The organism is Nocardia sp. NPDC004582 (assembly GCF_053602115.1).
Window position 1 is genome coordinate 1 of record NZ_JBSGCY010000100.1, and the last position, 26,048, is coordinate 26,048.

Annotated in this window: 23 protein-coding genes; 9 read left to right on the plus strand and 14 right to left on the minus strand. The window is 69.8% G+C overall.

The window, feature by feature from the left end:
• Both ACWELJ_RS24140 and ACWELJ_RS24145 read right to left on the minus strand, forming a co-directional pair.
• Positions 1-2,270, minus strand: a 2,270-nt coding sequence (locus ACWELJ_RS24140; RefSeq protein ID WP_452368401.1) for an AMP-binding protein, incomplete at its 3' end; no start/stop codon positions are given.
• 118 nt (positions 2,271-2,388) lie between these two features.
• Positions 2,389-3,093 carry an alpha/beta hydrolase gene (locus ACWELJ_RS24145; RefSeq protein WP_452368402.1) on the minus strand — a complete coding sequence of 235 codons (705 nt, stop codon included), beginning with the start codon at positions 3,091-3,093 and terminating at the stop codon, positions 2,389-2,391.
• 82 nt (positions 3,094-3,175) lie between these two features.
• On the opposite strand from ACWELJ_RS24145, the gene ACWELJ_RS24150 reads away from it, so the two are divergent.
• Both ACWELJ_RS24150 and trpS read left to right on the plus strand, forming a co-directional pair.
• The gene (locus ACWELJ_RS24150) at positions 3,176-4,087 is read left to right on the plus strand and encodes a cupin domain-containing protein (RefSeq protein ID WP_452368403.1); all 912 of its coding nucleotides are present in this window, start codon (positions 3,176-3,178) and stop codon (positions 4,085-4,087) included.
• 162 nt (positions 4,088-4,249) lie between these two features.
• On the plus strand, positions 4,250-5,302 hold the full coding sequence (gene trpS / locus ACWELJ_RS24155; RefSeq protein ID WP_452368404.1) for a tryptophan--tRNA ligase: 1,053 nt from the start codon (positions 4,250-4,252) through the stop codon (positions 5,300-5,302).
• Here the strand turns inward: trpS and ACWELJ_RS24160 are convergent.
• From ACWELJ_RS24160 to ACWELJ_RS24170, 3 genes are read right to left on the minus strand one after another with little or no spacing between them, the layout of a single operon-like run.
• Positions 5,299-7,680: an ATP-binding cassette domain-containing protein gene (locus tag ACWELJ_RS24160; protein ID WP_452368405.1), complete on the minus strand. Its 2,382-nt coding sequence runs from the start codon at positions 7,678-7,680 to the stop codon at positions 5,299-5,301. The genes trpS and ACWELJ_RS24160 overlap by 4 nt on opposite strands.
• A 44-nt stretch (positions 7,681-7,724) precedes the next feature.
• Complete coding sequence (locus ACWELJ_RS24165; RefSeq protein ID WP_357095674.1) at positions 7,725-8,138, minus strand: VOC family protein; 414 nt, start codon at positions 8,136-8,138, stop codon at positions 7,725-7,727.
• 5 nt (positions 8,139-8,143) lie between these two features.
• Complete coding sequence (locus ACWELJ_RS24170) at positions 8,144-8,593, minus strand: helix-turn-helix transcriptional regulator (protein WP_452368406.1); 450 nt, start codon at positions 8,591-8,593, stop codon at positions 8,144-8,146.
• A gap of 197 nt (positions 8,594-8,790) precedes the next feature.
• Between ACWELJ_RS24170 and ACWELJ_RS24175 the strand changes: the two genes are divergently transcribed.
• The gene (locus ACWELJ_RS24175) at positions 8,791-9,804 is read left to right on the plus strand and encodes an alpha/beta hydrolase (protein WP_452368407.1); all 1,014 of its coding nucleotides are present in this window, start codon (positions 8,791-8,793) and stop codon (positions 9,802-9,804) included.
• Between the two features lie 114 nt (positions 9,805-9,918).
• Here the strand turns inward: ACWELJ_RS24175 and ACWELJ_RS24180 are convergent, their stop codons facing one another.
• From ACWELJ_RS24180 to ACWELJ_RS24195, 4 genes are all read right to left on the minus strand, one after another.
• On the minus strand, positions 9,919-10,797 hold the full coding sequence (locus ACWELJ_RS24180) for a GNAT family N-acetyltransferase (RefSeq protein ID WP_452368408.1): 879 nt from the start codon (positions 10,795-10,797) through the stop codon (positions 9,919-9,921).
• Between the two features lie 350 nt (positions 10,798-11,147).
• Positions 11,148-11,996 carry a lysophospholipid acyltransferase family protein gene (locus tag ACWELJ_RS24185; protein ID WP_452368409.1) on the minus strand — a complete coding sequence of 283 codons (849 nt, stop codon included), beginning with the start codon at positions 11,994-11,996 and terminating at the stop codon, positions 11,148-11,150.
• Between the two features lie 353 nt (positions 11,997-12,349).
• Entirely contained in the window at positions 12,350-13,117 is a 768-nt protein-coding gene (locus tag ACWELJ_RS24190; protein ID WP_452368410.1) for an ABC transporter permease, read from the minus strand.
• On the minus strand, positions 13,117-14,067 hold the full coding sequence (locus tag ACWELJ_RS24195) for an ATP-binding cassette domain-containing protein (protein WP_452368411.1): 951 nt from the start codon (positions 14,065-14,067) through the stop codon (positions 13,117-13,119). Before ACWELJ_RS24195 ends, ACWELJ_RS24190 begins: the two co-directional genes overlap by 1 nt.
• Before the next feature lie 104 nt (positions 14,068-14,171).
• On the opposite strand from ACWELJ_RS24195, the gene ACWELJ_RS24200 reads away from it, so the two are divergent.
• On the plus strand, positions 14,172-14,897 hold the full coding sequence (locus tag ACWELJ_RS24200; RefSeq protein WP_452368412.1) for a TetR/AcrR family transcriptional regulator: 726 nt from the start codon (positions 14,172-14,174) through the stop codon (positions 14,895-14,897).
• Positions 14,898-15,014: 117 nt separating this feature from the next.
• Positions 15,015-15,962: an alpha/beta hydrolase family esterase gene (locus ACWELJ_RS24205; protein WP_452368413.1), complete on the plus strand. Its 948-nt coding sequence runs from the start codon at positions 15,015-15,017 to the stop codon at positions 15,960-15,962.
• On the opposite strand, the gene ACWELJ_RS24210 is transcribed toward ACWELJ_RS24205, so the two are convergent.
• Positions 15,933-17,216, minus strand: a complete 1,284-nt coding sequence (locus ACWELJ_RS24210; RefSeq protein ID WP_452368414.1) for an MFS transporter — start codon at positions 17,214-17,216, stop codon at positions 15,933-15,935. The two genes, ACWELJ_RS24205 and ACWELJ_RS24210, sit on opposite strands and share 30 nt — an antisense overlap.
• A 116-nt stretch (positions 17,217-17,332) precedes the next feature.
• On the opposite strand from ACWELJ_RS24210, the gene ACWELJ_RS24215 reads away from it, so the two are divergent.
• The 4 genes from ACWELJ_RS24215 (at position 17,333) to ACWELJ_RS24230 (ending at position 21,312) form a co-directional block, all read left to right on the plus strand.
• A complete protein-coding gene (locus tag ACWELJ_RS24215; RefSeq protein ID WP_452368415.1) occupies positions 17,333-18,220 on the plus strand; it encodes a LysR family transcriptional regulator in 888 nt (295 codons plus the stop codon).
• 86 nt (positions 18,221-18,306) lie between these two features.
• The gene (locus tag ACWELJ_RS24220; RefSeq protein WP_452368416.1) at positions 18,307-19,614 is read left to right on the plus strand and encodes a hypothetical protein; all 1,308 of its coding nucleotides are present in this window, start codon (positions 18,307-18,309) and stop codon (positions 19,612-19,614) included.
• 212 nt (positions 19,615-19,826) lie between these two features.
• Complete coding sequence (locus ACWELJ_RS24225) at positions 19,827-20,450, plus strand: hypothetical protein (protein ID WP_452368417.1); 624 nt, start codon at positions 19,827-19,829, stop codon at positions 20,448-20,450.
• A 109-nt stretch (positions 20,451-20,559) separates the two neighbouring features.
• Entirely contained in the window at positions 20,560-21,312 is a 753-nt protein-coding gene (locus tag ACWELJ_RS24230; protein WP_452368418.1) for an SDR family NAD(P)-dependent oxidoreductase, read from the plus strand.
• Between the two features lie 76 nt (positions 21,313-21,388).
• Here ACWELJ_RS24230 and der read toward each other — a convergent pair whose 3' ends face one another.
• The 4 genes from der to scpB all read right to left on the minus strand — a co-directional run bounded on the left by der (position 21,389) and on the right by scpB (position 25,661).
• Positions 21,389-22,804 (minus strand): ribosome biogenesis GTPase Der, encoded by a 1,416-nt coding sequence (gene der / locus ACWELJ_RS24235; RefSeq protein WP_452368419.1) that lies wholly within the window; start codon positions 22,802-22,804, stop codon positions 21,389-21,391.
• On the minus strand, positions 22,801-23,529 hold the full coding sequence (gene cmk / locus ACWELJ_RS24240) for a (d)CMP kinase (protein WP_452368420.1): 729 nt from the start codon (positions 23,527-23,529) through the stop codon (positions 22,801-22,803). Before cmk ends, der begins: the two co-directional genes overlap by 4 nt.
• A gap of 5 nt (positions 23,530-23,534) precedes the next feature.
• The gene (locus ACWELJ_RS24245; RefSeq protein WP_357287042.1) at positions 23,535-24,350 is read right to left on the minus strand and encodes a pseudouridine synthase; all 816 of its coding nucleotides are present in this window, start codon (positions 24,348-24,350) and stop codon (positions 23,535-23,537) included.
• 690 nt (positions 24,351-25,040) lie between these two features.
• Positions 25,041-25,661 carry an SMC-Scp complex subunit ScpB gene (gene scpB / locus ACWELJ_RS24250; protein WP_357287243.1) on the minus strand — a complete coding sequence of 207 codons (621 nt, stop codon included), beginning with the start codon at positions 25,659-25,661 and terminating at the stop codon, positions 25,041-25,043.
• Between the last annotated feature and the right edge of the window lie 387 nt (positions 25,662-26,048).

The following is a 26,048-nucleotide window of genomic DNA, read 5'->3' on the forward strand; positions in this document are numbered from 1 at the left end:
AGGGTCAGGTCGGCGGCCCGGATCTCGGCGCCGCCGTGCACGCTCGCCGCGGTCGGGCGGGTGTCACCGGCGCGCGCGGCCTCGATGTGCGCGGCCAGCCCGGTGAAGTCGTTGGCGGGGCTGACGATGACGCCGACCGGCACCTCGAGGCCGAAGATCTCGCGCAGCAGCGTCGAATACGACAGCGCCGACAGCGAATCCCCGCCCAGATCGGTGAAATGCGCGTCCGGCGCGGGCTCACCGCCGCCGAGGATCGCGCTCGCCGCCCTGCACACCGTCTCGAGCACCGGCCGGTCCGCCGCCGCGACCCGCAGCGCCGCCAGCTCGTCCTCCTGCCGCCGGGCCTGGGCGCGGTAGAGCTCCTCGAGCCGTTCGCCGTAGCGTTCCTTCAGCTTGGGCCGCAACAGTTTTCCGATTCCCGACAGCAGCCCGTTGTCCTGGGTGAAGGGCTCGTCCTCGAGCAGGAACTCGCGCGGGATCTCGTAGGACTCCAGGTCCGCGTCCTTCGCCAGCCGCCGCAGCGATTCGGCGATGGCGGCGGACCGTTCGGCGGGCTCGAGCGCGCGGGCCGCGTCGGTGGGCACGATGACGGCCAGCAGATGCGAGCGCTCGCTGGAGCCGTGCACATAGATCTGGGCGATGAGCGGGCTGGTGGCGTAGACCGCCTCCAGCTTGGCCACGGTCACGAACTCGCCTTGCGACAGCTTGAGCACATTGTTGCGGCGGTCGACGTAGACCAGGTGGTCGGGGCGGACCTCGGCGACGATGTCGCCGGTGCGGTAGAAGCCGTCCTCGTCGAACATCTCCGCGGTCAGCTCGGGCCGTTTGAAATAGCCGGGGACCTGCAGCATCGACTTCACCAGGAACTCGCCGCGCGGATAGGGCTTGTCGGTGGCGAAGTAGCCGAGCTCGGGCACGTCGGCCAGCTTGTAGTCGAGCACCGGGGGCCGGCGGATCTCGTTGTCGATGAGCAGGCCGCCGCCCGCCTCGGTGGAGCCGTAGCCGTCGATGAGCGGCTGATCGAGCACCGCGTTCATGAACTCCTTCATCTCCGCGGAGATGGGCGCGCTACCGACCATGACCCGGGCCAGCCGTGCACCCAGGAACTCCTGCCGCAGTGCGGTTTTCGCGGCCGCCGCGGCCTCCTCGGCGGACGCGCCCGCGGCCAGGCGGCGCTGCGATTCGCTCTGATAGCGCTGGAACACCATGTCGCACACGCGCGGCACGAAGAACGCCTCGGTGGGCTGGGCCAGCCGGAAGTCCTCGAACAGCGTCGACATATCGCCCGAGGCGGTGCAGTAGGCGGTGCCGCCGCGGGCGAAGGTGCCATTGACCACCATGCGGCCAGCGACATGGCTCATCGGCATGTAGCAGAAGTTCAGCACCGGGACCGGGATCTGGGCCGGGCCCTGCCACATGCCGGTCACCAGGCGGTGGGTGTAGATCGCGCCCTTGGGGGTGCCGGTGCTGCCGGAGGTGTAGATGAGCAGCGCGGGCTGGTCGGGATCCTCGGGCACGTACAGCGGGACCGGCGGCAGCTCGCGGCCCCGATCGGTCACGGCGGCAAGCGTTTCCAGTGTCAGCGCGGCGCCCGAGTCGGCGATGCGGCGCTGCGCGGCGGCATAGGTCCGCGCCTGGCCGTCGTCGCCGGGATCGAAGTCGAAGACCACCAGCGACTCCATCGGGGTGCCGTCGAGCACGCATTCCAGGGCGGGGGTGAGCAGTTCCAGACTCACCGCCAGCGTCCGGGCGCCGGTCTCGGTGATGATCGAATGCCATTGCGCGACGGGAGAACTCGCCTGCAACGGCACGCTCACCAGGCCGAGCCGGACGGCCGCCAGCTCCACCGCGACGAGATCGCCGCTCACCACGCCGAGCGAGCACAGGAAATCCGTGGGGCGCAAGGGATTCCGCGTGTCCTCGCGCCAGGCGGCGGCGAGCGCGCCCGCGCGCGACCACAATTCGCGGTAGGTGATCGTGCGGTACTCGGGCCGCAGCCGCCGGATGCCGCCACCGTCCGGGCCGGTGACGATCTCACCGGCCCGCTCGGCGATGGCCGCACGGTCGGCGTATCCGTCCATGAGGATCGCCACCACCTCGGCCATCGCCAGCCCGGGCTCGCGGGCCGCCGCGGCGATCTCGGGCGAGGGCATCAGCGCGCGGACCTGGTCGTCGACCAGCAGGGCCTCGAAGCGGCGGGCGGCCTCGGCGCGTGCGAGCCGATCCGCCATTCGCTGGGTCAGCTCCGCCCGCGCGGCGTCCTCGACCATCACTGCCTCCCTGGATCTCCGGTGACCGCACGCCGCGAATCCGGTTCGGGCGTCAGGATTTCACGCAATCGCTTAGCTTCGCTAAGTATCCCTACGATGCGGGCGCGGAGCAGGAAAGTCAAGGCTTCGCGTGGCCCAGGTCCGCCACGGCGGCATCGATCAGATCCGCGATCGCGCCCGGCTGCGAGGCCAGCGAGGCGTGGCTCGCGGGTAGCTCCACGACGCGGCGCGGGCCCATGCGCTCGGCCATCCGCCGCTCGTTGTCCGGATTGATCATGCGGTCCTCGGTGGACACCTGATACCAGGTCGGCTTGGCCTTCCAGGCCGGCGCCGAGACCGTGTCACCGAAGGTCGAGCCCAGCGGGGCCTTCTGGGTGACGGCCATGACCAGGGCCTCGTCCTCGGTCAGGTCCTGGCAGAAGCTGTCGTGGAACTTGTCCTGCGCGATCCACAGATAGCCGTCCGAATCCGGCGCGATGGCCGCGGCCGCCGCCGGGGGCAGCTGCTCGGTGATCTGACCGGGGCTCTCCCCCGCGTCCGGCGCGAACGCCGCGACATAGACCAGACCCTCGACATTGGGCAGATCACCGGCCTCGGTGATGACCGCGCCGCCGTAGGAATGGCCGACCAGCAGGACCGGTCCGGCGATCTGACGCACCATCTGCTGGGTCCGGGCGGCGTCGTCGGCCAGCCCGGTGAGCGGGTTCTCCACCGCGTGCAGCGACCCGTAGCCGCGCCGCCGCAATTCCACGATCACCTTGGCCCAGTGCGCCGCACCACCCCAGAATCCGTGAACCAGAACGATCGCAGGTTTGTCCGCCATGGCGTATCTCCTCTCGAAGGCTGATCTCGGTGTGCTTCCCAGGTTGCGGGATCTACGCTATTCGGATGATGGAGCAAAGACCATGACGGAAACACCGCAAAACTTTGCCGAATCACCGGATGCGGGGTTGCCGGACCCGGCGGAACTCGCGGGCCTCGACGCCCTGTCGGAGATTCTGGAGACGGTGCGGCTGCGCGGCGAGGCCGTCACCCGGCACAGCGCCGAATCCGATGTCCCGGTGCGGATTCCGGCCGGAAAGCGGGTACTCCACATCGTCGAGCAGGGTGCCGTCGACATCCGCGTGAACAACGAATCCAGCGGCACCACAGCGCATTCCGGCGACATGGTGGTGCTCGCCCGGGGCGACGACCACACCCTGACGCCGCGGACCGCCGACACCCGCTGGGTCACCGGGTCGTTCCTGGTCGACGAACCCCAGGCCGCGCCACTGCTGTCCGTGCTGGCCCCCGCCATCCACATCGACGCCGCGGGCCGCGCCCGCGACTGGCTGCCGTTGAGCCTGAACCTGCTCATGGTCGAGGTGACCGATCCGCGCCCGGGCGCGGCCGCCATGATCTCGCGCATCCTGGACCTGCTGTTCATCCACGCGCTGCGGGCCTGGTCCACCGACACCGCCGCTCCCGGCTGGCTCACCGCGGCCCTGGACCCGGCGCTGGCCCCGGTGCTCACCGCCGTGCACCGCGCCCCCGCCGCCCCGTGGACGGTGTCGGATCTGGCGGCGCTGGCGTCCATGTCGCGCACCACCTTCACCGACCGCTTCACCCGCCGCCTGGGCCGGTCACCGGCCGCCTACCTGGCCGACCGCCGCCTGGCGCGCGCCGCGACCCTGCTGCGCACCACCACGATTCCCATCACCGGGGTCGCCCACCAGGTCGGCTACGACTCCGAGGCCGCCTTCAGCCGCGCGTTCCGCCGCCGCTACGACACCCCGCCGCTGCGCTACCGCAAGAGCGGCACGCCGGCCCGCGCCTGACCGCCGCTTGTTATGGTGGACAGGTGATTCACATCCGGCAGGCCTGGCGCTGGTCGCAGTAGCGGCCCGCTGAACCATGTCCACGGGCTGTACGCGGCCCGTGCTTCCCGACCGGAACACTTCTGCTCGTGCAGCCCTCCATGAACTTTCAGGAGTTGTACGGTGACCACCTTCTCGAATTCCTTCACCGCCACCCGCGAGCGCAGCGACGACCTGGCCGCCGAGGTGGCCGACCACCCCGAGCGCTTCCGCGTCCTCACCGGTGAACGGCCCACGGGCAGACTGCATCTGGGCCACTACTTCGGGACCATCCGGGAACGAGTGCGGTTGCAGGGGCTGGGCGTGGACCTGTGGGTGATCCTGGCCGACTACCAGGTCATCACCGACCGCGACACCCTCGGCCAGGTCCGCGAGAACGTGGTGAACGCGGTGCTGGACTACGCCGCCGCCGGAATCGACATGAGCCGGGCGACGGTGTTCACCCATTCGTCGGTGCCCGCCCTCAACCAGCTGATGCTGCCGTTCCTGAGCCTGGTCACCGAGGCCGAACTGCACCGCAATCCGACGGTGAAGGCCGAACTCGCGGCGTCGGGACGGGCACTGAGCGGGCTCATGCTCACCTACCCGGTGCATCAGGCCGCCGACATCCTGTTCTGCAAGGGCGATCTGGTGCCGGTCGGCAAGGATCAGCTGCCGCACCTGGAGCTGACCCGGGTCATCGCGCGGCGCTTCAACGAGCGCTTCGGCCGGGTCTTTCCGGAACCGCAGGCGCTGCTCACCGCCACCCCGGAGCTCCCCGGACTGGACGGGCGCAAGATGAGCAAGAGCTACGGCAACGCGATCTCGCTGTCGATGACCGCCGACGAGACCGCGGCCCTCATCCGCCGCACCCCCACCGACGCCGACCGCCGCATCACCTTCGACCCCGCCGCCCGACCCGGCGTGTCCGCGCTGCTCACCACCGCGGCGCTGTGCCTGGGCAGCGACGAGGTGACCCTGGCCGACAAACTGGGCGACGGCGGCGGCGCGGCGCTCAAGAAGCTCGCCGCCGACGCGGTCAACGACTACTTCGCCGCCCACCGGGCCCGCCGCGCGGAACTGGCCGCGGACCCGGATTTCGCGATCGGCCTTGTCCACGAAGGCAATCGGCGCGCGAACGAGATCGCCGAACGCACCCTCGACGAGGTGCGCGCGGCGATGGGGACGGTGTACTAGGCGCCGACGTAGGCGGCCAGGTGCTCGCCGGTCAGGGTGGACCGCGCGGCCACCAGGTCCGCGGGGGTGCCCTCGAAGACGACGCGGCCACCGTCGTGGCCCGCGCCCGGGCCCAGGTCGATGATCCAGTCGGCGTGCGCCATGACGGCCTGGTGATGCTCGATCACGATGACCGTCTTGCCGGAATCGACCAGGCGGTCCAGCAATCCGAGCAGATGCTCCACATCGGCCAGGTGCAGACCGGTGGTCGGCTCGTCCAGCACGTAGACGCCGCCCTTGTCACCCATGTGGGTGGCCAGCTTCAGACGCTGCCGCTCCCCGCCGGACAGCGCGGTCAGCGGCTGGCCCAGGCTCACGTAGCCCAGCCCGACCTCGTCGAGGTGTTGCAGGATCTTGTGGGCGGCAGGGATTTTCGCCTCGCCGTCGGCGAAGAAACCCAGTGCCTCGGCGACCGGCATGGCCAGCACCTCGCTGATGTCGCGCCCGCCCAGCTTGTACTCGAGCACGGCCGCCTGGAAGCGCTTGCCCTCGCACTCCTCGCACGTGGTGGCGACCCCCGCCATGATGGCCAGATCGCTGTAGATCACGCCCGCGCCGTTGCAGGTCGGGCACGCGCCCTCCGAATTCGCGCTGAACAGTGCGGGTTTCACGCCATTGGCCTTGGCGAACGCTTTGCGGATGGGTTCGAGCAGGCCGGTGTAGGTGGCCGGATTGCTGCGCCGCGACCCCTTGATCGCGCCCTGATCGACCGACACCACGCCCTCGCCGGCCGGAATCGAACCGTGCACCAGTGAGCTCTTGCCCGAGCCCGCGACACCGGTGATGACCACCAGCACGCCCAGCGGAATATCGACGTCGACCTTCCGCAGATTGTTGGCGGTGGCGCCGCGAATCTGCAACGCCCCCTGGGACTCCCGCACCGAGTCCTTCAGCGCGGCACGGTCGTCGAAGTGGCGGCCGGTGATGGTGCCGCTGGCGCGCAGCCCGTCGACGGTGCCCTCGAAACAGACGGTGCCGCCGCCGGACCCCGCGGCCGGTCCGATGTCGACGATGTGGTCGGCGATCGCGATGGTCTCCGGCTTGTGCTCGACCACCAGTACGGTATTGCCCTTGTCGCGCAGGCGCAGCAGCAGATCGTTCATGCGCTGGATGTCGTGCGGGTGCAGGCCCACGGTCGGCTCGTCGAACACGTAGGTGACATCGGTGAGCGCGGACCCCAGATGGCGGATCATCTTGACGCGCTGGGCCTCTCCGCCCGAGAGCGTGCCCGAGGCACGGTCCAGGCTCAGATAGCCGAGCCCGATCTCCACCAGCGAGTCCAGCACCTGCCGCAACGCCTCCAGCAGCGGCGCGACCCCCGCACCGCGCAACCCGCGCACCCAGTCGGCCAGATCGCTGACCTGCATGGCGCACGCGTCCGCGATGCTGATCTTGTCGATCTTCGACGAACGCGCCAGCTCGCTGAGCCGGGTCCCGTCGCAGTCGGGGCAGATCTGGAAGGTGACCGCGCGCTCGACGAAGGCGCGGATGTGCGGCTGCAGCGCGTCGATATCCTTGGACAGCATCGACTTCCGGATCTTGGGAATCAGACCCTCGTAGGTCAGGTTGATGCCCTCGACCTTGATCTTGGTCGGTTCCTTGTACAGCAGATCCGCGAGCTCGCGCTTGTTGTACTTCTCGAGCGGCTTGTCCGGATCGAAGAAGCCGCTGCCGATGAAGATGCGCCCGAACCAGCCGTCCATGCTGTAGCCCGGAATCGTGAACGGCCCCTCCCGCAACGACTTCGAGTCGTCGTAGAGCTGGGTCAGGTCGATGTCGTTGACCGAACCGCGGCCCTCACAGCGCGGGCACATGCCGCCGGTCACCGAGAAGGTGCGCCGCTCCTTGACCTGCTTGCCGCCCTTCTCCACCGTCACCGCGCCCGCGCCGCTGATCGAGGCCACATTGAACGAGAACGCCTGCGGCGAACCGATATGCGGCTCGCCCAGGCGGCTGAACAGGATGCGCAACATGGCCATGGCGTCGGTGGCGGTGCCCACGGTGGAGCGCGGATCACCGCCCATGCGCTGCTGATCCACGCTGATCGCGGTGGTCAGACCCTCGAGCACATCCACGTCCGGGCGCGCCTGAGTCGGCATGAAGCCCTGCACGAACGCGCTGTAGGTCTCGTTGATCAGCCGCTGTGACTCCGCGGCGATGGTGTCGAAGACCAGCGAGCTCTTGCCCGAACCGGACACGCCCGTGAACACGGTGAGCCGCCGCTTGGGCAGGTCGACGGAGACGTCCTTGAGGTTGTTCACCCGGGCGCCGACCACCCGGATCAGATCGTGGGCGTCGGCGGCGGGCAGGGCGTGCTTCGTGGACTTGCTCGGGGCCATGCGTGTCTCCATCTGAGGGCGGACCGGTCGGGCGGGAAAAGCGGTTAGGGCACCTGCTGGATACGGACCATATTGCCCGCGGGATCGCGCACGGCGAAGTCTCGCACGCCGTAGGGCTGGTCGGTCGGCTCCTGGACGATCTCGACCGCGTCGTTCGCCTGCAGCGCCTCGAAAGCGGCGTCCACATCCTTGGACGCCAGCAGGACGCTGCCGTAGGTGCCCTTGGCCATCATCTCGACGATGAGCTTGCGCTCGTCCTCGGTGATGCCCGGATCGACGGCCGGCGGGTGCAGCACGATGGAGGTGCCGGGCTGATCGGGCGGGCCCACGGTGAGCCAGCGCAGGCCGTTGTAGCCGACATCCTTGCGCAGCTCGAAGCCGAGCGCGTCGCGGTAGAACGCGAGCGCCGCGTCCGCGTCATTGTGCGGGAGGAAGCTCGAGAGAATGGTGATGTCCATGTCGATCAGGCTAGTTGCGAGCCGCTTGCCTGGGCTTCTCGATTCCTGATCGGTCGAGTCACCTGTTTCTCCACGCACGACGGCATACCCTCCGGCGTGTCGGCCATCCGCTGCTTGTACACACTCGGCGGCACACCGACCAGTTCGGTGAAACGGGTGCTGAAGGTGCCCAGCGACGAACAGCCCACCGCGAAACAGATCTCGGTGACGCTCAGATCCCCGCGCCGCAACAGCGCCATGGCCCGCTCGATGCGCCGCGTCATCAGATACGCGTACACCGACTCGCCGTAGGCCGCCCGGAACTGCCGGCTCAGATGCCCGGCCGAGATGTGCGCGTCGCGCGCGAGCGCCTCCACGTCCAGCGGCCGCGCGTACTCGCGATCGATCCGGTCCCGGACCCGCCGCAAGCGCGCCAGATCCCGCAGGCGCTGCTCCTCGGCCGGTTTGCTCGTCACCCCACGATGGTCGCACGCTGGGCCGACACCCCGGTGCCGACGTGCCCGGCGGATTGGGGACTACCGCCCGGACGATTTGTCGGGTAACAGTTTTGCCTTGACACAAGACATAGCGTGCGGGGAAACCGGGACATCCGGGACCCGGCACCGATCTACATGCGGCCGAGCACGGCCCGAGAACTGGGATCAGCTCTTCGATGAAGCTCTCTGCACTACGTAACCGGACCGCCCTGCGCACCGCCGCGGTCGCCCTCACCGCCGTCCTGTCCGTGGCCCTGGCCGCCGGCACCGGATCGGCCGACCAGGACCAGGCCGCAGCGGTCACCTCGGTGACCAAGGATGGCCGCACCTGGCACCTGAAGGTCTACTCGGCGGCCATGGGCAGGGACATCACCGTCGACGTGCAGCGGCCGGCCGACGAATCCCAGCCCGCCCCGAACCTGTACCTGCTCAACGGTCTCGACGCCGGCGAGGGCTCCGCCAGCTGGACCGCGCAGACCAACGCGCTGGGCTTCCTGGCCGACAAGCAGGTCAATGTGATCCAGCCGATCGGCGGCCGCGGCAGCTACTACGCCGACTGGATCCAGCCCGACCCGCAGCTGGGCCTCAACAAGTGGACGACGTTCTTCACCCAGGAACTGCCGCCGCTGCTCGACGCCACCCTCGGCTCCACCGGCCTGAACTCGCTCGCGGGCCTGTCCACCTCCGGCACCTCGGTGCTGCAGCTGGCCGAGGCCAAGCCGGGCCTGTGGAAGTCGGTCGCCGCCTACAGCGGGTGCGCGCAGATCGCCGACCCGATGGGCCGCCAGTTCGTGAAGCTGGCCGTCGAGACCTGGGCGGGCGGCAACACCGCCAATATGTACGGCCCGGCCGACAGCCCGCTGTGGGCCGCCAACGACCCGGTCATCAATGCCGAGAAACTGCGCGGCACCCAGCTCTACGTCTCCAGCGGCAGCGGCATCCCGCTCATGCGCGACGTCGAGTTCTACACCAAGTCCGCCCCGGGCGTGCAGGGTGACGTGAACCTGGCGCTGGGCATGATCATCGAGGGCGCGGTCAACGCCTGCACCCACAACCTGCAGGGCAAGCTCGACTCGCTGCAGATCCCGGCCACCTTCCGCTACGACCCGGTCGGCACCCACTACTGGCCGTACTGGGAGCAGGCCCTGCACGACTCGTGGCCGATGCTGGCCGCGGGCATGGGCATCTGACCCACGCTTGCACGCCGCAACGCCGCATACCGTCGATCGGTATGCGGCGTTGCGCGTTTCCGGGGCTGGGTTCTCGAGGCCGCCCGAGCTACATCGGGCCCGAGGCCGTCCGGACTACATCGCCGCGGCGCCCGGGACGCTCATCGGCGTGCGGACGATGCGGCCGCCGAGCCGTTCGTTGACCGAGAACCCGTGGTGGCGGCACCATTTCGCAAGTACCGGCACGGCGGAGTCGTCGTCGCGGAAGGTGGGGACCAGCTGACCGACGATGCACAGGTGATGGGCGTCGGCGGCCCGGCACAGGTGCTGCAGGATCGCGGTGCCCAGGCCGGTGCCGCGCAGTTCCGGGTTCACCGTGATGTTGTCGAGCTTGATGGTGTCGGCGTAGATGTCGAAGACCACCTCGGCGAGCTCGTCGTCGCGGCGCAGAGACTCGATGTCGAACGGCACCGGCCGCAGCACCCCGGGCAGGTGATCGGAAAGCCGTTGCCGCGCGGCCTCGTCGGGGGCGGAGCGGGTGATCGCCAGCAGATCCTCGGTGAGGTCGGCGACCACGGCGCGTTCCCCGACCGCGGCCCGCGGGCGGGCCGGTCCGGTCGCGCGGGCCAGCGCCTCCAGCCGGCGCGTCCACTGCGGATCCTCGGAGCCGTAGCGCTGGGTCAGCTCGGCGAGGGTGTCCTCGAGGCACAGCGGTTTGCCGAGGCTGCGCACGAAGCCGCCCGACAGCACCCCCCAGCGGTGATCGTCCGCGCCGACGCCGTGCACGGCCAGATCCCGCATCAGCGCGTCGCGGCGGGCGGTGGCGCGGGCGATCGGCGAGCCCGGCAGCCGGCCCAGCCACTTCTGCCAGCCGTTCAGGTTCGCGCGGATGCGGGTGCTCGCGATATCGGCGCTCGCGTCGAGGTAGTTGCACAGCGCTTGCTGACGACGCTCCAGCAACTCGTCCACCGGCCGACGCGCGAGGTCGGCGGGCGGCGTCTGACCCTCACTCATAATGACCAACGCTAGCGTCCAGTTCTCTCGACGCAGGTAACCGGCACGCGCGAAATCAGCTACCGGCTGGTTGCGGATCATTCTGCCGTGCGGCAACCACCCGGCCCAGGACCGGCATCGCGCGCCAGCTGGGATTGCCCGGAGGTATCCAGATCGATGAGAATCGGCAGCCAGGTCGACACCGAGGACCGGCCCCGCCGCCTGCGCCAGGAACAGCGACAGCCCGAGCGCCGGAGGATGCGGGAGCCGGATACGGCACGAGGATGCCGTGCGCGGGTCCGGCCCGCGTGCGGCATCCTCGATGGCTCATCCGGCGAAATCCGCTGTCCCCCTACGGCGAATCCGCGCGCTCACAACAGATCGGCGAGACCCTTCAGCGGTCCGGGCAGGCCCGCCGCGTGCTTCTTCAGGCCCGCGACCACCGGGTTCGGGGTCTCGGCGCGCAGCCGGTCGAGCTCGGTCTGCATGGTCGAGACCGTGCGGGTGTAGTAGTCGTCGACCAGGGCGGAATCATCCGGGTCGCCGGGCTCGGTGGACCAGTCCAGCGCGGGCAGGAAGCTCACCGTCACCGAGGCGGGCAGCGGCAGCTGCGGCAGGATCGGGGCGACGCCGAAGGGCAGGCCCAGAGTGTACGGAAACACCTTGGCGCGCACCAGTTTGTCGAGCTGCAACAGCTTGGCGGTGCGCTCGCCGCGGCTGAGCACGAAGATCGAGTCGTGCCCGCCGTTGGCGACCGCGGGAATCACCGGAACCCCCGATTCCAGTGCGAGCCGGATGAAGCCCTTGCGATCGGCGAAGTCGATCTTGCCGCGATCGGTCCACGGCCGGCACGCCTCCCAGTCGCCGCCGGGGTAGACCATGACCGCGCCGCCGTCCTTGAGCCCCTTGGCGGCGGATTCCTTCGAGGCCGCGATCACGCCGAACTGGCGCAGGCTGTCACCGAGGACCGGTGCGCGCAGCAGGATGTCGTGGGCGACGCCGTAGCTGGGCTCGCCGGGGCGGTGTTCCAGCATGGCCATGAAGGTGATCCACACCTCCGGGGCCCAGTAGATGGACGAGTGATTGCCGATCACCAGCGCCGGTCCGGAAGTCGGCAGATTCTCGATGCCGACGACCGTGGGGGTGAAGTAGTCGGTGTAGGCCCGCGCCAGCGGCAGCAGCGGGTGGTTCGGGTCGGGGATTACCTTGTTCTCGGTCATGAGCCATTCCTGTCGATTGCTTTGCCGGGGACGGGCAGCACGCAACGACATCGCACGACGCTTTTGACACAACGTCGAGCCGAATTGAATTGCCCCCGGGTCAGATCCCCATTGATTAGCTCCGACGGCCGCGCATGCGCGGTCCGGTTCAGCGTACGGACGTCGCTGCGTTGCGACAGATGCCCGTCACCGTCCTCCTGCACCATCGACGTTATCAACCCAAGCGTTTGCTTGTTAGGAAGTGTGCGAAACCCAACATTCATCTCACTGCCCCGGTTCCGCACACCGCGCTCGCCTTAAGATGGCCCACCCGAGATGCCATGCGTTGATGCGCATATCGGCGTAGACATATCTCAGAGGGTTGTCCGGCGGTGGGACAGCGCGCCCGCCGCGAGGTAGCCCGCCAGGGCCAGGCCCGCGCACCACGCCAGCGCGGTCGGCGCGGAATCCCCTACCGGCGTACCCATCAGCAGCCCGCGCACGGTCTCGGTGACCGAGGTGACCGGCTGGTGCGCGGCGAAACCGCGCAACCAGCTCGGCAAGGTCTGGGTCGGCACGAACGCGCTGCTCACATAGGGCAGGAACATGAAGAAGAACATGAAGCCGTTGGCCGCTTCGGGATTCGAGGCCAGCAGCCCGAGCGCGGCCGCGATCCAGGACAGCGCCAGCACGAAGCAGGCCAGCACGCCCGCCACCGCCAGCCAGCGCAGCGGGTCCGCGGTGGGCCGGAAGCCGAGCGCCATCGCCACCAGCACCACCAGTGAGCTGGTGACCAGATTGCGCAGCACGCTCTCCAGCACGTGCCCGGTCAGCACCGAGTTGCGGGACACGGCCATCGCCCGGAACCGGTCCACAATGCCGCTGTGGGCATCGGTGGCTACCGCCACCGCGGTCGCGCCCGAGCCGAATCCCGCGCACAGCAGCATGATTCCGGGCACCACGTAGTCGATATAGGAGCCGCCGACATTCATCGCGCCACCGAATACGTACACGAACATCAGCAGAATGCTGACCGGCACGGCGATGGTCATGATCATGGTGTCCGGGCTGCGCAGGGTGTGGCGCAGATTGCGGCCGACCATGGTCGCGGAGTCCTGGGCGGAGTGCACGAGAGTACGCATTACGCAGCGCCTTTCACGGTATTGCCGGTGAGGGCGAAGAAGACGTCGTCGAGATCGGGGGTGTGAATGGACAAGTGGTCGATGGCCACGGCGTGATCGTCGAAATGGTCGAGCAGCTTGCGAATATCTCCGACGCTGCCGTCCGAGGGCACCCGCAAGGCCAGTTCCTCGCCGTCGATCTCGCCCACCGGCAGCGCTCGCGCGGCCGCCGCCAGCCCGTGCTCGTCGGCGAAACCCAGCCGCAGGTGCCCGCCGGGAACCAGGCGCTTCAACTCCTCGGCGCGCCCCTCGGCCACGATGCGGCCGCCGTCGAGCACGGCGATCCGGTCGGCCAATTGGTCGGCCTCCTCCAGGTACTGGGTGGTGAGGAAGATGGTGACACCGTCGGCCACCAAGGCGCGGATCACGCGCCACAGTTCGCGGCGGCTGCGCGGGTCCAGTCCGGTCGTCGGCTCGTCGAGGAAGACGATGCTGGGCTGCCCCATCAGGCTCATGGCGATGTCGAGGCGACGGCGCATGCCCCCGGAGTAGGAGCCCGCGCGCTTCCCGGCGGCCTCGGCGAGTTCGAACTGGTCCAGCAATCGCGCTGTGCGCCGGGCGGTTTCGCGTGATCCGAGGTGCAGTAGCCGGCCCATGAGCCGGAGGTTCTCCGAGCCGGTGAGGACCTCGTCGACGGCCGCGAACTGCCCGGTGACACCGATGGCCGCGCGCACGGCGCCGGCGTCCCGCATTGGATCGTGGCCGCCGACCCGCAGGTCGCCCCCATCGGCGCGTTCGAGGGTGGTGAGGATGCGGACCATGGTGGTCTTGCCCGCCCCGTTGGGCCCGAGCAGCGAGAACACTGTCCCGGCGGGCACGGTGACGTCGATGCCGCGCAGCACCGGCTGGTCGCCGAAGGCTTTGACGAGGCCGCTCACCTCGATGGCGGGCCCCGATCCGGATGTGGTCATGGAGAGCTCCATTCAAAAACTGTGTATGCCATATACACTGTTTATAGGCTACACAGTTTCTTCGATGCCGCAAGATGGGAACCGACACCACGACAGGAGGTCCGATGACGCCCGAGCCGCACACGCTGCCCAAGTCGGTGAAACTGCTCTGGGATCTGGACGAGGCGGGCAGCCGCGGACCCCGGCGCGGCATGAGCCTCGAGCAGATCCTCGACACGGCCATGGCCATCGCCGACGCCGAGGGCTACGCGGCACTGTCCATGGCACGGGTCGCCAAGGAGCTCGGCTTCACCACCATGTCGCTGTACCGCTACGTCGACAGCAAGGACACCCTCGCGGTGCTGCTGCACGACCGCATCTTCGACCACACCCCGGAGCTGCCCGCGGGCTGGCGCGCCGGACTCGAAGCCTGGGGCTGGGCCGAATTCCACGCCATCCGCGCCCACGACTGGTGGCTCGACATCCCGATGACCACTCCCCCGCTGGGCCCGAACAATATGGCCTGGCTGGAGGCGGGCATGAACACCCTCGCCGAGGTCGACATCCCCGAGGCGCTCAAACTCCAACTGCTGGTGAATCTCTCGATCTACGTGATCGGCCGCACCCGGTTCCTGCGCGACGCCATCCGCCAGGGCGAGGACCAGGACTACACCGGCATCCTCACCGCCGTCCTCGACCCGCGGCGATTCCCCGCCGTCACCAGCGCGCTCACCAATCGCGCCTTCGACAGTGACGACATGCACTGGGAGGAAGCCGATTTCGGTTTCGCGCTGGCCCGGCTGCTGGACGGTTACCAGGTCTTCATCGACGCGAACACCGGGACACGGTAGGCCGACGACCCCCGGCCGCGCGCTAGCAGATTCCAGCTATATCAGCCCGAGAGCCGGACCGAAAAAATCACTTGTCGCTACAGTCCCACGAAACTGCTTGACAGACAGGTGATTACAGTGAGGATCGGATTCAGAGCGCTGGCGACGGCCGCGGTCGGAGCACTGTTCGCACTCTCGATGACCGGTGTCGCGGCCGCCCCCGCGAACGCGGTCGGCCTGCCCCCGTGCGGTCTGACCTGCGACGACCCCCTGCCGCCCGCGCCCGCCGGGTGCTCGAGCGCGGCGACCGGCGGCACCCTGGCGCTGACCCTGCCCGACAAGAACGGGGTCAACCGTCCCTTCCGGCTGTTCGTGCCGTCCGGGCTGAGCGGGGCCGCGCCACTGGTGGTCGCGCTGCACGGCGGTCAGGACAATCCGGCGCACTTCGAAACCGCCACCGGCTGGACCGCGGTCGCGCAGAGCAAGAAGTTCATCGTCGCCTATCCCCAGGGCGGCAAGAACGACGGCGCCGCCGACAAATGGGCCTGGGAGTTCAGCGCCTCCAACCCCGCCAATGACGTTCCGTTCCTGCGCAGCCTGGTCCACGCCATCGGCAACGACTACTGCGTGAACCCCAAGCGCGTGCACTTCATCGGGCACTCCAACGGCGGGCAGATGACCTCCCGGATGGCCTGCTCCGCCTCGGATCTGGTCGCCTCGGCCGCGGTGTGGGCCGGGCCGAGCGGCGCGTGGGACGCCAATGACTGCCCGACCACCCGCAACCTGTCGTTCGGCGTGATGCTCAACGACAACGACCCGATCGTGTGGCAGATCGTCGCCGAGCAGCATCGAGACCTGTGGCGCACCAAGGACAGCTGCGGCGCGACCCCGGCCTCGGAGACCGGCACCGCGGTGGTGAAGGGCGAGCGCTACTCGTGCGCGTCGGGCACCCAGGTGCTGTATCGGCTGTACCACACCACCGATGACGCGACGAAGGCTCACCTGTGGCCCACTCCGGGTTCGGCGGCCGCGACCGACGTCAACAACCGGATGTGGTCACTGCTGAACGCCAACCCGCTGCCCTGACGCCCACTGCTCCGGGGTCCCGGCCCGATCAGGGTTCCGGGGCGCCAGCGTGGCGGTCAGCAGCGCGGCGATGGCGAAAAGCACTGCCACACAGGCCACCAGGCCGATCCAGCCGCCGGCGGCGTAGGCGATTCCGGCCGCGCTGCCGACCACCGCGCTGCCCAGGTAGTAGGCGAACATGTAGAGAGACGACGCGGCGCCGCGGTTCTCGGCCAGCGCGCCGACCCAGGCGCTGGCCGCGGTGTGCGCGCCGAAGAATCCGGTGGTGATCAGCAGGATGCCGATCAGCACCGTGCTCAGGTGATCCGGGATGGTCACGGCCACGCCGACCGCCATCAGGGCCAGCGAGACCACCAGGATCCGGTGGTGGCCACGGCGATCGGCGAGCCGCCCCGCGTAGGCCGACGCGGCCGTGCCCGCGAGGTACAGCACGAACACCAGGCCGACCACCGCCTCGGACAGGTCGAAGGGGCGGTGGGTCAGCCGGTACCCGAGATAGTTGTAGATCGACACGAAACTACCCATGAGCAGGAAGGCCAGGCCGAACAGCGCGGCCGGGCGACGGGCGCGCACCTGGCGGCCGAGATCGCCGAGCAGCGTCCCGAAACCGGCCGGGCGAGCGATGAATCCGCGGGAGGCGGGCAGCGTCCGCGCGAACCACACCGCGCCCGCCGCCACCGCCAGCGACACCGTCAGCTCCGCCCACCGCCACGAGGTCAGCCCGAGCGCGAGCGACGGAATCAACCGTCCCGCCAGCCCGCCGATGCTCGTCCCCGCGATGTACACCCCCATCGCCGAACCCAGCCCGCCCGCACCGACCTCCTCGGCCAGATAGGCCATCGCCACCGCGGGCACCCCGGCCAGCGCCACACCCTGCACCGCGCGCACGGCCAGCAGCGTGTCCATCGTCGGGCACAACGGCAGCAGCAACCCCAGCGCCGCGGCCGCCACCGCCGACCCGATCAGCACCCGGGTCCGGCCGATCCGCGCCGACAGCACACCCACCGGAATGATCGCCAGCGCAAGGAATCCCGTGGTCAGCGATACCGCCAGCGCGGCCTGCGCGGGCGGCGCCCCGAACGCCGCCGACAGACTCGGCAGCAGCGACTGGGTGGAGTACATGGCCGCGAACGTGGTCAGCCCGGCCGCGAAAAGCGCCACGGTGACCCGCTTCTCGTGCGCGCCGGGGAGCTCGGCGGGCCCATCCGCCGCAACCGGGCCTTGCCTGCTCAACCGCTGATCGGCGCTGGTCATCGGGTCCTCCCAGGATGAATCGGGTGTGGGCTCCAGGGTGCGTGACCGGCGTTTAGATCGGAAATGCATGATGATCGGTAAGCTCATGCATCTGTGGCATATAGCGAGGAGGCGGGGTGCTCGGCGCGGATCTGGAGTGGTTCACGACACTCGCCGAAACCGAGAATGTCAGTGCGGCGGCCGACCGGTTGCATCTGGCCCAGCCGACGCTGTCGCGGATGCTCGCCCGGTTGGAGCGGCGACTGGGCGCTCCCCTGTTCGATCGGCACGGGAAGCGCATCCGGCTCAACGACTACGGCCGCCTGTACTACGAGCACGCGCGCCGCGCCCGCGCGGAACTGCGGGCCGGGGAGCAGGCCGTCGCCGACCGGGTCAACCCGGCCAAGGGAGTGGTGCGGCTGTCGTTCCTCAACTCCTTCGGCAGCCGGCTGGCCCCGGAGTTGATCGCCGAATTCCGGCGCGGGGCCGGGCGGGTCGACTTCAGGCTGTTCCAGGGCGCGGCCGAGGTGATCACCCGCCAGGTGCTCGACGGGGAGGCCGATCTGGCGCTGGTCTCACCGCGGCCCGGCGAACCCGGCATCGGGTGGCACACCCTGCTGAATCAGCCACTGGTGCTGGCGGTTCCGGCCGATCACCGGCTGGCCGGGCAGCGCCGGACCCGGCTGAGCGAACTGGCGGACGCCGAATTCATCACCATGCATCCGGGATTCGGGATGCGGCGCATCTTCGACGACCTGTGCGCGGCGGCCGGAATCCAGCCCCGCATCGCCTTCGAGACCGGCGACCTGACGACCGTGCGCGGACTGGTGGCGGCCGGGCTCGGCGTGGCGCTGGTGCCCGCCGAGGAACCGCTGCCGCCGGACCTGGCCGTGGTTCCACTCGCCGACGCCGGGGCGTCGCGCGATGTGGGTCTGATCTGGTCGGCGACCGCGACACCCGCCGAGGCGGTGCGCCGGTTCCGCGATTTCGCGATGGACCGGGCGGCCCGCCGCCCCGCGCGCTGAGCTCGCGCACTGTCCCGCGCAGGCCGCGCACTGTTACGGTTGCCGCACGGTAACTGTTCTGTCGCTTCGACTCCAGGGAGCCGCCCGTGCAGCGCTATCGCGCGGCCCTCGACACACTGGGCGGCGGCATCGCCGCCGCGGTCGCGGGCATGGCCCTGATCGTGCCCTACGACGCCGGGTGCGGCACCGACTCGTCCGCCATGCAGATGACGCTGCTGACCATCACCGTGCCCCGGGCCACCGCCACCGGCGCGGTGCTCGCCGTGGTGACCGCGGTGCTCGTGCGCATGCTCGGCGACCGGACCGCGTGGGCCACCGGCGCGGTCGCGGCGCTGGTCCTCGCCACCGATCACCTGCTGGTCACCTCCACCTCCGCGACCCTGGCCACCGCCAACTTCCTCGATTCGCTCGCGGGCGGGGTGCTGCTCGGCGCGGCCGGGGCGGCGGCGCTGCGGTACCGGCCGCCCGCGGTCGGCTACCTGCTCGGCGGGCTCACCGGTGTGCTGATCGGACGCCACATCGAGACCATCGCCGCCGAGAACGGCTATCTGTCGGTGCTCGAGCGCGCCTTCGTGGACCTGCCGCCGGACTGGCTCGCGGTGCTGGCCGCGATACTGCTCGCCGGGTGCGGCGTGGTCTGCGGACGCACCGGCCCGACCCATCCGATGTCGGTGCAGCTGCCGTTCGCGCCGATCGTGGCCGCGGCGGTGGTGATCACGACCATCGCGGTGGCCTCCGAACGCATCACCCCGGGCGCCACCGGCTCGATCGCCATCACCGCCTGGCTCGTCGCGGTGGTCGCGGCCGCCCTGATCGCGGCCCTGCTGCTCCCGGGCCGCGACGGCACCCTCACCCTGCTCGCGGTATCGCTCACCGCGACCGGCGGCGCCCTGGCGAGCGTCCACGCCCATTGGAAACTCGCACCGGTACTCGCGATCATGACGCTCGGACTGCTCGGGGGCGTCGCGCTGCCCCGACCCAAGCCGGTCGCCGCCGCCGCGGCGAGCATCGGGCTGGCGGTCTTCGCCCTCCTGGCTTCCAGTGCGCAGCAACATGATTCGTGGGCGGCGCTGCTCGGCGGCTGCCTGTACGCGGCACTGGCCGGATACAGCTTCGGCGCGGTCAGCACCCGCCTCGCCGCGAGCACGGTCCTGGCGCTGGGCGTCGTACTGGTCCCGACCGCGGCACTCACCCTGGAACACCGAGGCTGCGACGCCCTGCCATCCGGATTGCCCGATCGCGTCGGCGCGGCCGGTGACCGCGCGGCGTGGACGGCCATCGGACTCGGCGCCGGATGTCTGGCGGCCATGCTGGTCCTGCACCGCCTGCGGCCGGAACGGGACGCCGCGGCGCGGCCGAAACCCCTTGCCCCCGAATCCGAACGGCCGGACTAGGCGGCCACACGCACCGGTTCCCGCAAACAGCACGGTGCCGCAACAACCGAGGCAGTTCCGCGAATTGTCAGCTATCGTTCGAGGTGCCGGCTCCGAACCAGGTCTCCACTCCGATAGCGCGCCTGTTGCCACCGCGCCCGCGGCGGAGCAGGCTGAGAGACGTCGGTGGCGTCACCCGGCGCTGCCCCCGCAACCGAGGAGGTGGATCGAACGTGTACGCACGCTCCAACACGATTCAGGCGCGGATGTCCGCTATCGACGCCGGGATCGCATTCATGCGCGACGAAGCAATGCCCGAACTGGCCGGTATGCCCGGCTGGGTGGGTTTGTCACTACTGGTGGATCACGAATCCGGCCGCTGCATCTGCACCACCGCATGGGAGTCCGAGAACGCGATGCACGACAGCGCCAGCCGGGTGCGCCCGCTGCGCAATCGCGCCCGCGACTTCTTCGGCGGCGACGGCCCGCTCATCGAGGAGTGGGAGATCGCCGCTCTGCACCGCCTCCACCACGCCGACGAGGGTGCGTGCGCCCGCGTGACCTGGACCCGGGCCGACCCCGATCGCATCGATTCGGCGATCGGCGTCTTCCGCGAGCTGGCCATGCCCGCCATGGAGCAGATGGACGGCTTCTGCAGCGTCAGCCTGCTGGTCGATCGCACCGCCGGGCGCGGCGTCTCCTGCGCCACCTTCGACAGCGCCGAGTCCCTGGCCCGCACCGCCCAGGTAGCCGCTGACCTGCGAGCCAGGGCCACCGCCCAGGCCGGCATCGCCGTCACCGAGGTCGCCGAGTTCGAACTGGCCCTCGCCCACCTCCGCGTCCCCGAACTGGTCTGACGCCAACTCCCGGGTGGCGCGGTCGCACCGGCCGCGCCACCCGGCTAATTTAGAACCCGTTTCAGCGGGCGGCGGCTTCCGGCCACCCGGCGATCGATGGGAGACGGGTATGTCGGGCAAGGACGGCGGTCGATTCGACGGCAAGATCGCGGTGGTGACCGGAGCCTCCTCCGGCCTGGGCCGGGCCGTGGCACAGCAGCTGATCGCGGGCGGGGCTCGCGTCCTGGGCGCCGGCCGCGACGAAGCCCGCCTGAAGGACACCTTCGACGGACCCGAAACCGCCTGGCACGCCGCCGATCTCGCCGATCCGGCGGCGGCCGATCAGGTGGTGCGGGCCTGCGTGGACCGATTCGGCGGGCTCGACATCCTGGTCAACGCCGCGGGCGCGCACACCATGCGCCACACCGGTCAGGTCACCGACGACGAATGGCAGCACGACCTCGCCGTCAACCTCAGCGCGCCCTTCTTCCTGTCCCGCGCCGCCCTCCCCCACCTGCTCGAGCGCACCGGCTGCATCGTCAACGTGGCCTCGATCGCCGGTGTCGAAGGCCAGGCCTACTCGGCGGGCTACTGCGCCGCCAAGCACGGCCTCATCGGCCTCACCCGGGCCATGGCCCTGGAGTTCGACGGCGCCGGCATCCGCATCAACGCCGTCTGCCCGGGCGGCATGACCACGCCGATGCTCGAGAACTTCACCTTCCCCGAAGACCCCGACTACCAGCTCATCCTGAAGACCGCCAGCCCCCGCGGCCTGATGGAACCCGCGCAGGTCGCCAACATCATCAGCTTCCTCTGCTCCGACGAAGCCTCCGCCGTCCACGGCGCGGTCTACACCGTCGACAACGGCAAGATGGCCCTCTGAGCCGACAGGTTCGGCGATACGGATCGGCCCGGGCGACGGATGCCGTCGCCCGGGCCGATGCCGAGGGTGGGTCGAGCTACTTCTTGCGGTCGCGCTTCTCGCGGACGCGCACATTGACCCGGACCGGAGAACCGTCGAAGTTGAACTCCTCGCGCAGCTTCCGCTCGATGAAGCGGCGGTAGCCCGCCTCGAGGAAGCCGGTGGTGAAGAGCACGAACGTCGGCGGGCGGGTGGACGCCTGGGTGGCGAACAGCACGCGCGGGAGACGGCCGCCGCGCATCGGCGGCGGCGTGGCGGCGATGACCTCCTTGAGCCAGTTGTTCAGGCGCCCGGTGGAGATGCGCTTGTCCCACGACTCCAGGGCGGTCTCCATGGCGGGGACCAGCTTCTGGACCGCGCGGCCGGTGTGCGCGGAGATATTGACGCGCTGCGCCCAGCGGACCTGGACCATCTCGCGATCGATCTCGCGCTCGAGCATCTCGCGCCGGTCCTCATCGACCAGATCCCACTTGTTGTAGGCGATCACCAGGGCGCGGCCGGTCTCGGCCACCATGGAGATCACCCGCAGGTCCTGCTCGGTGATCGGCTCGGATGCATCGATCAGCATGACCGCCACCTCGGCCGCCTCGATCGCGCCCTTGGTGCGCAGCGAGGCATAGAACTCGTGACCGGAGGCATTGCTCACCTTGCGGCGCAGACCCGCGGTGTCCACGAAACGCCATGGCTTGCCGCCTAATTCGACCAGCGAGTCGACCGGGTCGACGGTGGTGCCCGCGATATTGTGGACCACCGAGCGCTCCTCACCGGCGAGCCGGTTCAGCAGCGACGACTTGCCCACGTTCGGCTTGCCGACCAGCGCCACGCGGCGCGGACCGCCGGAGATCCCGGTGCCCTCGCGGGGCGTCTCGGGCAGCTTCTCGAGAATGATGTCGAGCAGATCACCCGTACCGCGACCGTGCGCGGCCGAGATCATGTGCGGCTCACCGAGACCCATCGACCACAGCTCGGCGGCGTCGGCCTCGAGCTTCTGGTTGTCCACCTTGTTCGCGACCAGGATGACCGGAGTCTTGCTGCGCCGCAGCGTCTTCGCGACCGCCTCGTCGGCCGAGGTCGCGCCCACGGTGGCGTCCACCACCACGACGATGGCGTCGGCGGTGTTCATGGCGACCTGCGCCTGCCGCGCCACCGACTGCTGCAGCCCCTTGGCGTCGGGTTCCCAGCCGCCGGTGTCCTGCACCAGGAATCGGCGTCCGGCCCAGGTGGCCTCGTAGGAGATCCGGTCGCGGGTCACGCCCGGAATGTCCTCCACGACCGCCTCGCGGCGGCCCAGGATCCGGTTCACCAGCGTCGACTTGCCGACATTGGGGCGGCCGACAATGGCCACCGTCGGCAGCGGAACGTGCTCGGCGTCCTGCTCGCCCTCGAATTCGGCGATGTCCCAGTCGGATTCGTCCGACCAGATCCCATCGCCGGCGAAGGTGTCCTGCGTCACTGCGCGCCTCCCGCCGAAATCCGTGCGGCCACCACGCGATACAGCTCGTCGATGACCTCGTCCTTGTTCAGATCGCTGGTGTCGACCAGCTCCGCGTCCTCGGCCGGACGCAGCGGCGACACCTTGCGCGTCGAGTCCAGGGTGTCGCGGCGCTGCACATCGGCCAGCACGCCCGCGTAATCGTCACCCCGCCCTTCGGCGATGTTCTGCGCGTTGCGGCGCTGCGCGCGGGCCTCGGCCGACGCGGTCAGATAGATCTTCACGTCCGCCGAAGGCAGCACGGTGGTGCCGATGTCGCGGCCCTCCACCACGATTCGGCCCGCCGTCGCGGACAGCTCCCGCTGCAGCGCGACCAGCTGCTCACGCACCTCGGGCACCGCCGACACCGCCGACACCGCCTGGGTGACCGCGTTGCCGCGGATCTCGCCGGAGACGTCCTCACCGTCGAGCAGGATGACCTCCCGGCTCGGATCGGTGCCGATGGTCAGCGGCAGTTCCTTCACCGCGATGGCGATGGCGGCCGCGTCGTCCAGGTCGACGCCGCTGCGCAGCACGCGCAGCGTCGCCACCCGGTACATGGCGCCGGTGTCGAGGTAACTGGCGTCCAGGCGGGTCGCCAGCATGCGCGACACGCTCGACTTGCCGGTGCCCGACGGCCCGTCCATGGCCACGACCAGCTTCGCGGAACCGGTCAGCGCGCCGGTCGTATCGATCAGAGATCCCACACCGTTCACAACGACACCGCCTCGTAGAGCTTCCCGACCTCGTCCCGGCCCAGCACGCGCAGCGTGCCCGGCCGCTGATCACCGAGCGCGATCGGCCCGACGTGCGTGCGCACCAGCGCGGTCACCGGATGCCCGACGGCGTCCAGCAGGCGGCGCACGATGTGCTTGCGACCCTCGTGCAGCACCACCTTCACCAGCGACTTGCCATTGCCGACCTCGAGCACCTGGAACTTGTCCACCGACGCGGGCCCGTCCTCGAGCTCCACGCCGTCCTTGAGCTGCTTGCCGACCTCGCGGTTGCGGACCTCGCCGTTCACGGTGGCCAGGTAGGTCTTGGACACCTCGAAGGAGGGGTGCATGAGCCGATGCGCCAGATCACCGTCGTTGGTGAGCAGCAGCAGACCCTCGGTGTCGGCGTCCAGGCGGCCGACGTGGAACAGGCGCTGACCGGCGGCGATCCGCTCGGCCACGATATCGCCCACGCACGGGCGGCCCATCTCGTCGGACATGGTCGACTGCCAGCCCTTGGGCTTGTTCAGCGCCAGGTACACCTGCTCGGAGCGGATCACCACGCGCACGCCGTCGACCCGGACCACCGCGGTCTCGGGATCGATGCGCAGGCCCTGCTCGCGCACGATCTTGCCGTCCACCTCGATGCGCCCGGCGTCGATCATGTCCTCGGCCACGCGACGCGAGGCCACACCGGCCTTGGCGAGGACCTTCTGCAGGCGCTCACCCTCACCCCACGGCAGCTTCTTCGGAGTCCGCTCCTCGAAGTCCACGTGCTGGTGCCGGGCGGGCTTGGCATTGCTGATCAGCACGGGCGCGACGATCTTGCGCTCCGGCTTCGGGGTCTTCTTCTTGCCGGTGGTGTTCGGCGAGGTGTGCGGGGCCAGCGGGCGACCGCCGCCGATACCGCGAGACTGGTTGCCGCGCGCGGAATTACCGCCCTGGCCGCCGAAGCCGGAGCCCGAGCCGCCGCGAGCGGGGGCGCCGCCACGGGAACCGCTTGCGCCCCACTGGCTTTCGCCGCGCGGGGCGGAACCGCCGCGCGAGCGATCGGAGTCACGGCCGTACGAACCGGCGCCACCGCGCGCACGATCCGAATCACGACCATACGAACCGGCGCCGCCACGCGCACGATCCGAATCACGACCATACGAACCGGCACCGCCACGCGCACGATCCGAATCACGACCATAGGATCCCGCGCCACCGCGCGCACGATCCGAATCACGGCCGTACGAACCCGAGCCGCCGCGCGAGGCCCCGAACGAGCCGCCGCGGGAGTCGCCCCGGGAATTGCCGCCCCACGAGGGCGAGTCACCGCGCGAGCCGCGCGACGCGGAGCCGCCTCGGGCTCCGCCATACGAATTGCCGCCGGCAGCGGACCGGTCGTCTCCGGTCCGGCCTCGGGCGGCGCGGGAACCGCCGCGGGGCGGTTCACTGCCACGTTTCCTACGATCCGGTGTGCCATCTCGGCGAGCGGGTGTATTCACGTTGTCCTAGTTTCAGTCTTCGGTGCCGAGGTCGATATCCGCCTCGGCCGGTTTCTTCAGCCTGGTGTACCGGGGGTCGGTCTCCAGGCTCTCGTTGATCTCGTCGATCAGGTCGACGCCCGGGAGCAGTGGGGCCAACGGCGGCAGATCCGCCAGTGACGCAAGCCCGATCCGTTCCAGGAACAGCTCGGTGGTGATGTACAGAGTGCCGTTGGTCTCCGGGTCCGCTCCGGCCTCCGCGATCAGCCCCCGCGCCAGCAGGGTCCTGATCACGCCATCCACGTTGACGCCGCGCACCGCGCTCACGCGTGCTCGGGTAACCGGTTGACGGTACGCGATGACCGCCATGGTTTCCAAAGCCGCGCGAGTCAGCTTCGATCGTGCGCCGTCCAACAGCATACGTTCCACATAGGGAGCGAATTCCGTCCGCGTGTAGTACCGCCACCCGTCGCCGACGAACCTGAGATCCATGCCACTGCGCCGCGCGGTCAGCTCCGCCGACATCTCCCGCAGCGCCGCCTCCACCCGGACCGGGTGATCCCGCAAGGCCGAGGCCAACAGTTCCGTCGGTGCGGGCGCGTCCACCACCAGCAGCATGGCCTCGAGCGCCGACCGGAACTCGGCCTCGGACAGCTCGTCCTCGTCGTCGAACTCCTGCGGATCGAACGCCGGCGTGGCCGGCGCGGGGACACCCCCCGCCCCCGCCTGCTCCGGGGGCGCGGCGACGTCGTCCGCGGGCGCGGTGGCATCGTCCGCGGGCGCGGTGGCATCGTCCGCCTGCGCGGTGACCTCTCCCGCCTGCGCGGTGACTTCGACCTCCGGTGTGGCGATCTCGGCACCCGTTGCGGCGATCGTGTCCTCGTGCACGGTGCCCTCGTCGACAGTCACTGTGATTTCACTCGCGGGCGCTGTGATTTCGGACTCGGGCGGGGTGTGCTCGGCCGCGCGCTCGGTGATCTCGGGGTCGTGCGTGGGCGGGGTGACCGCGGCCGCCGCCGCGGCGGCCTTCGCAGCCGCGGC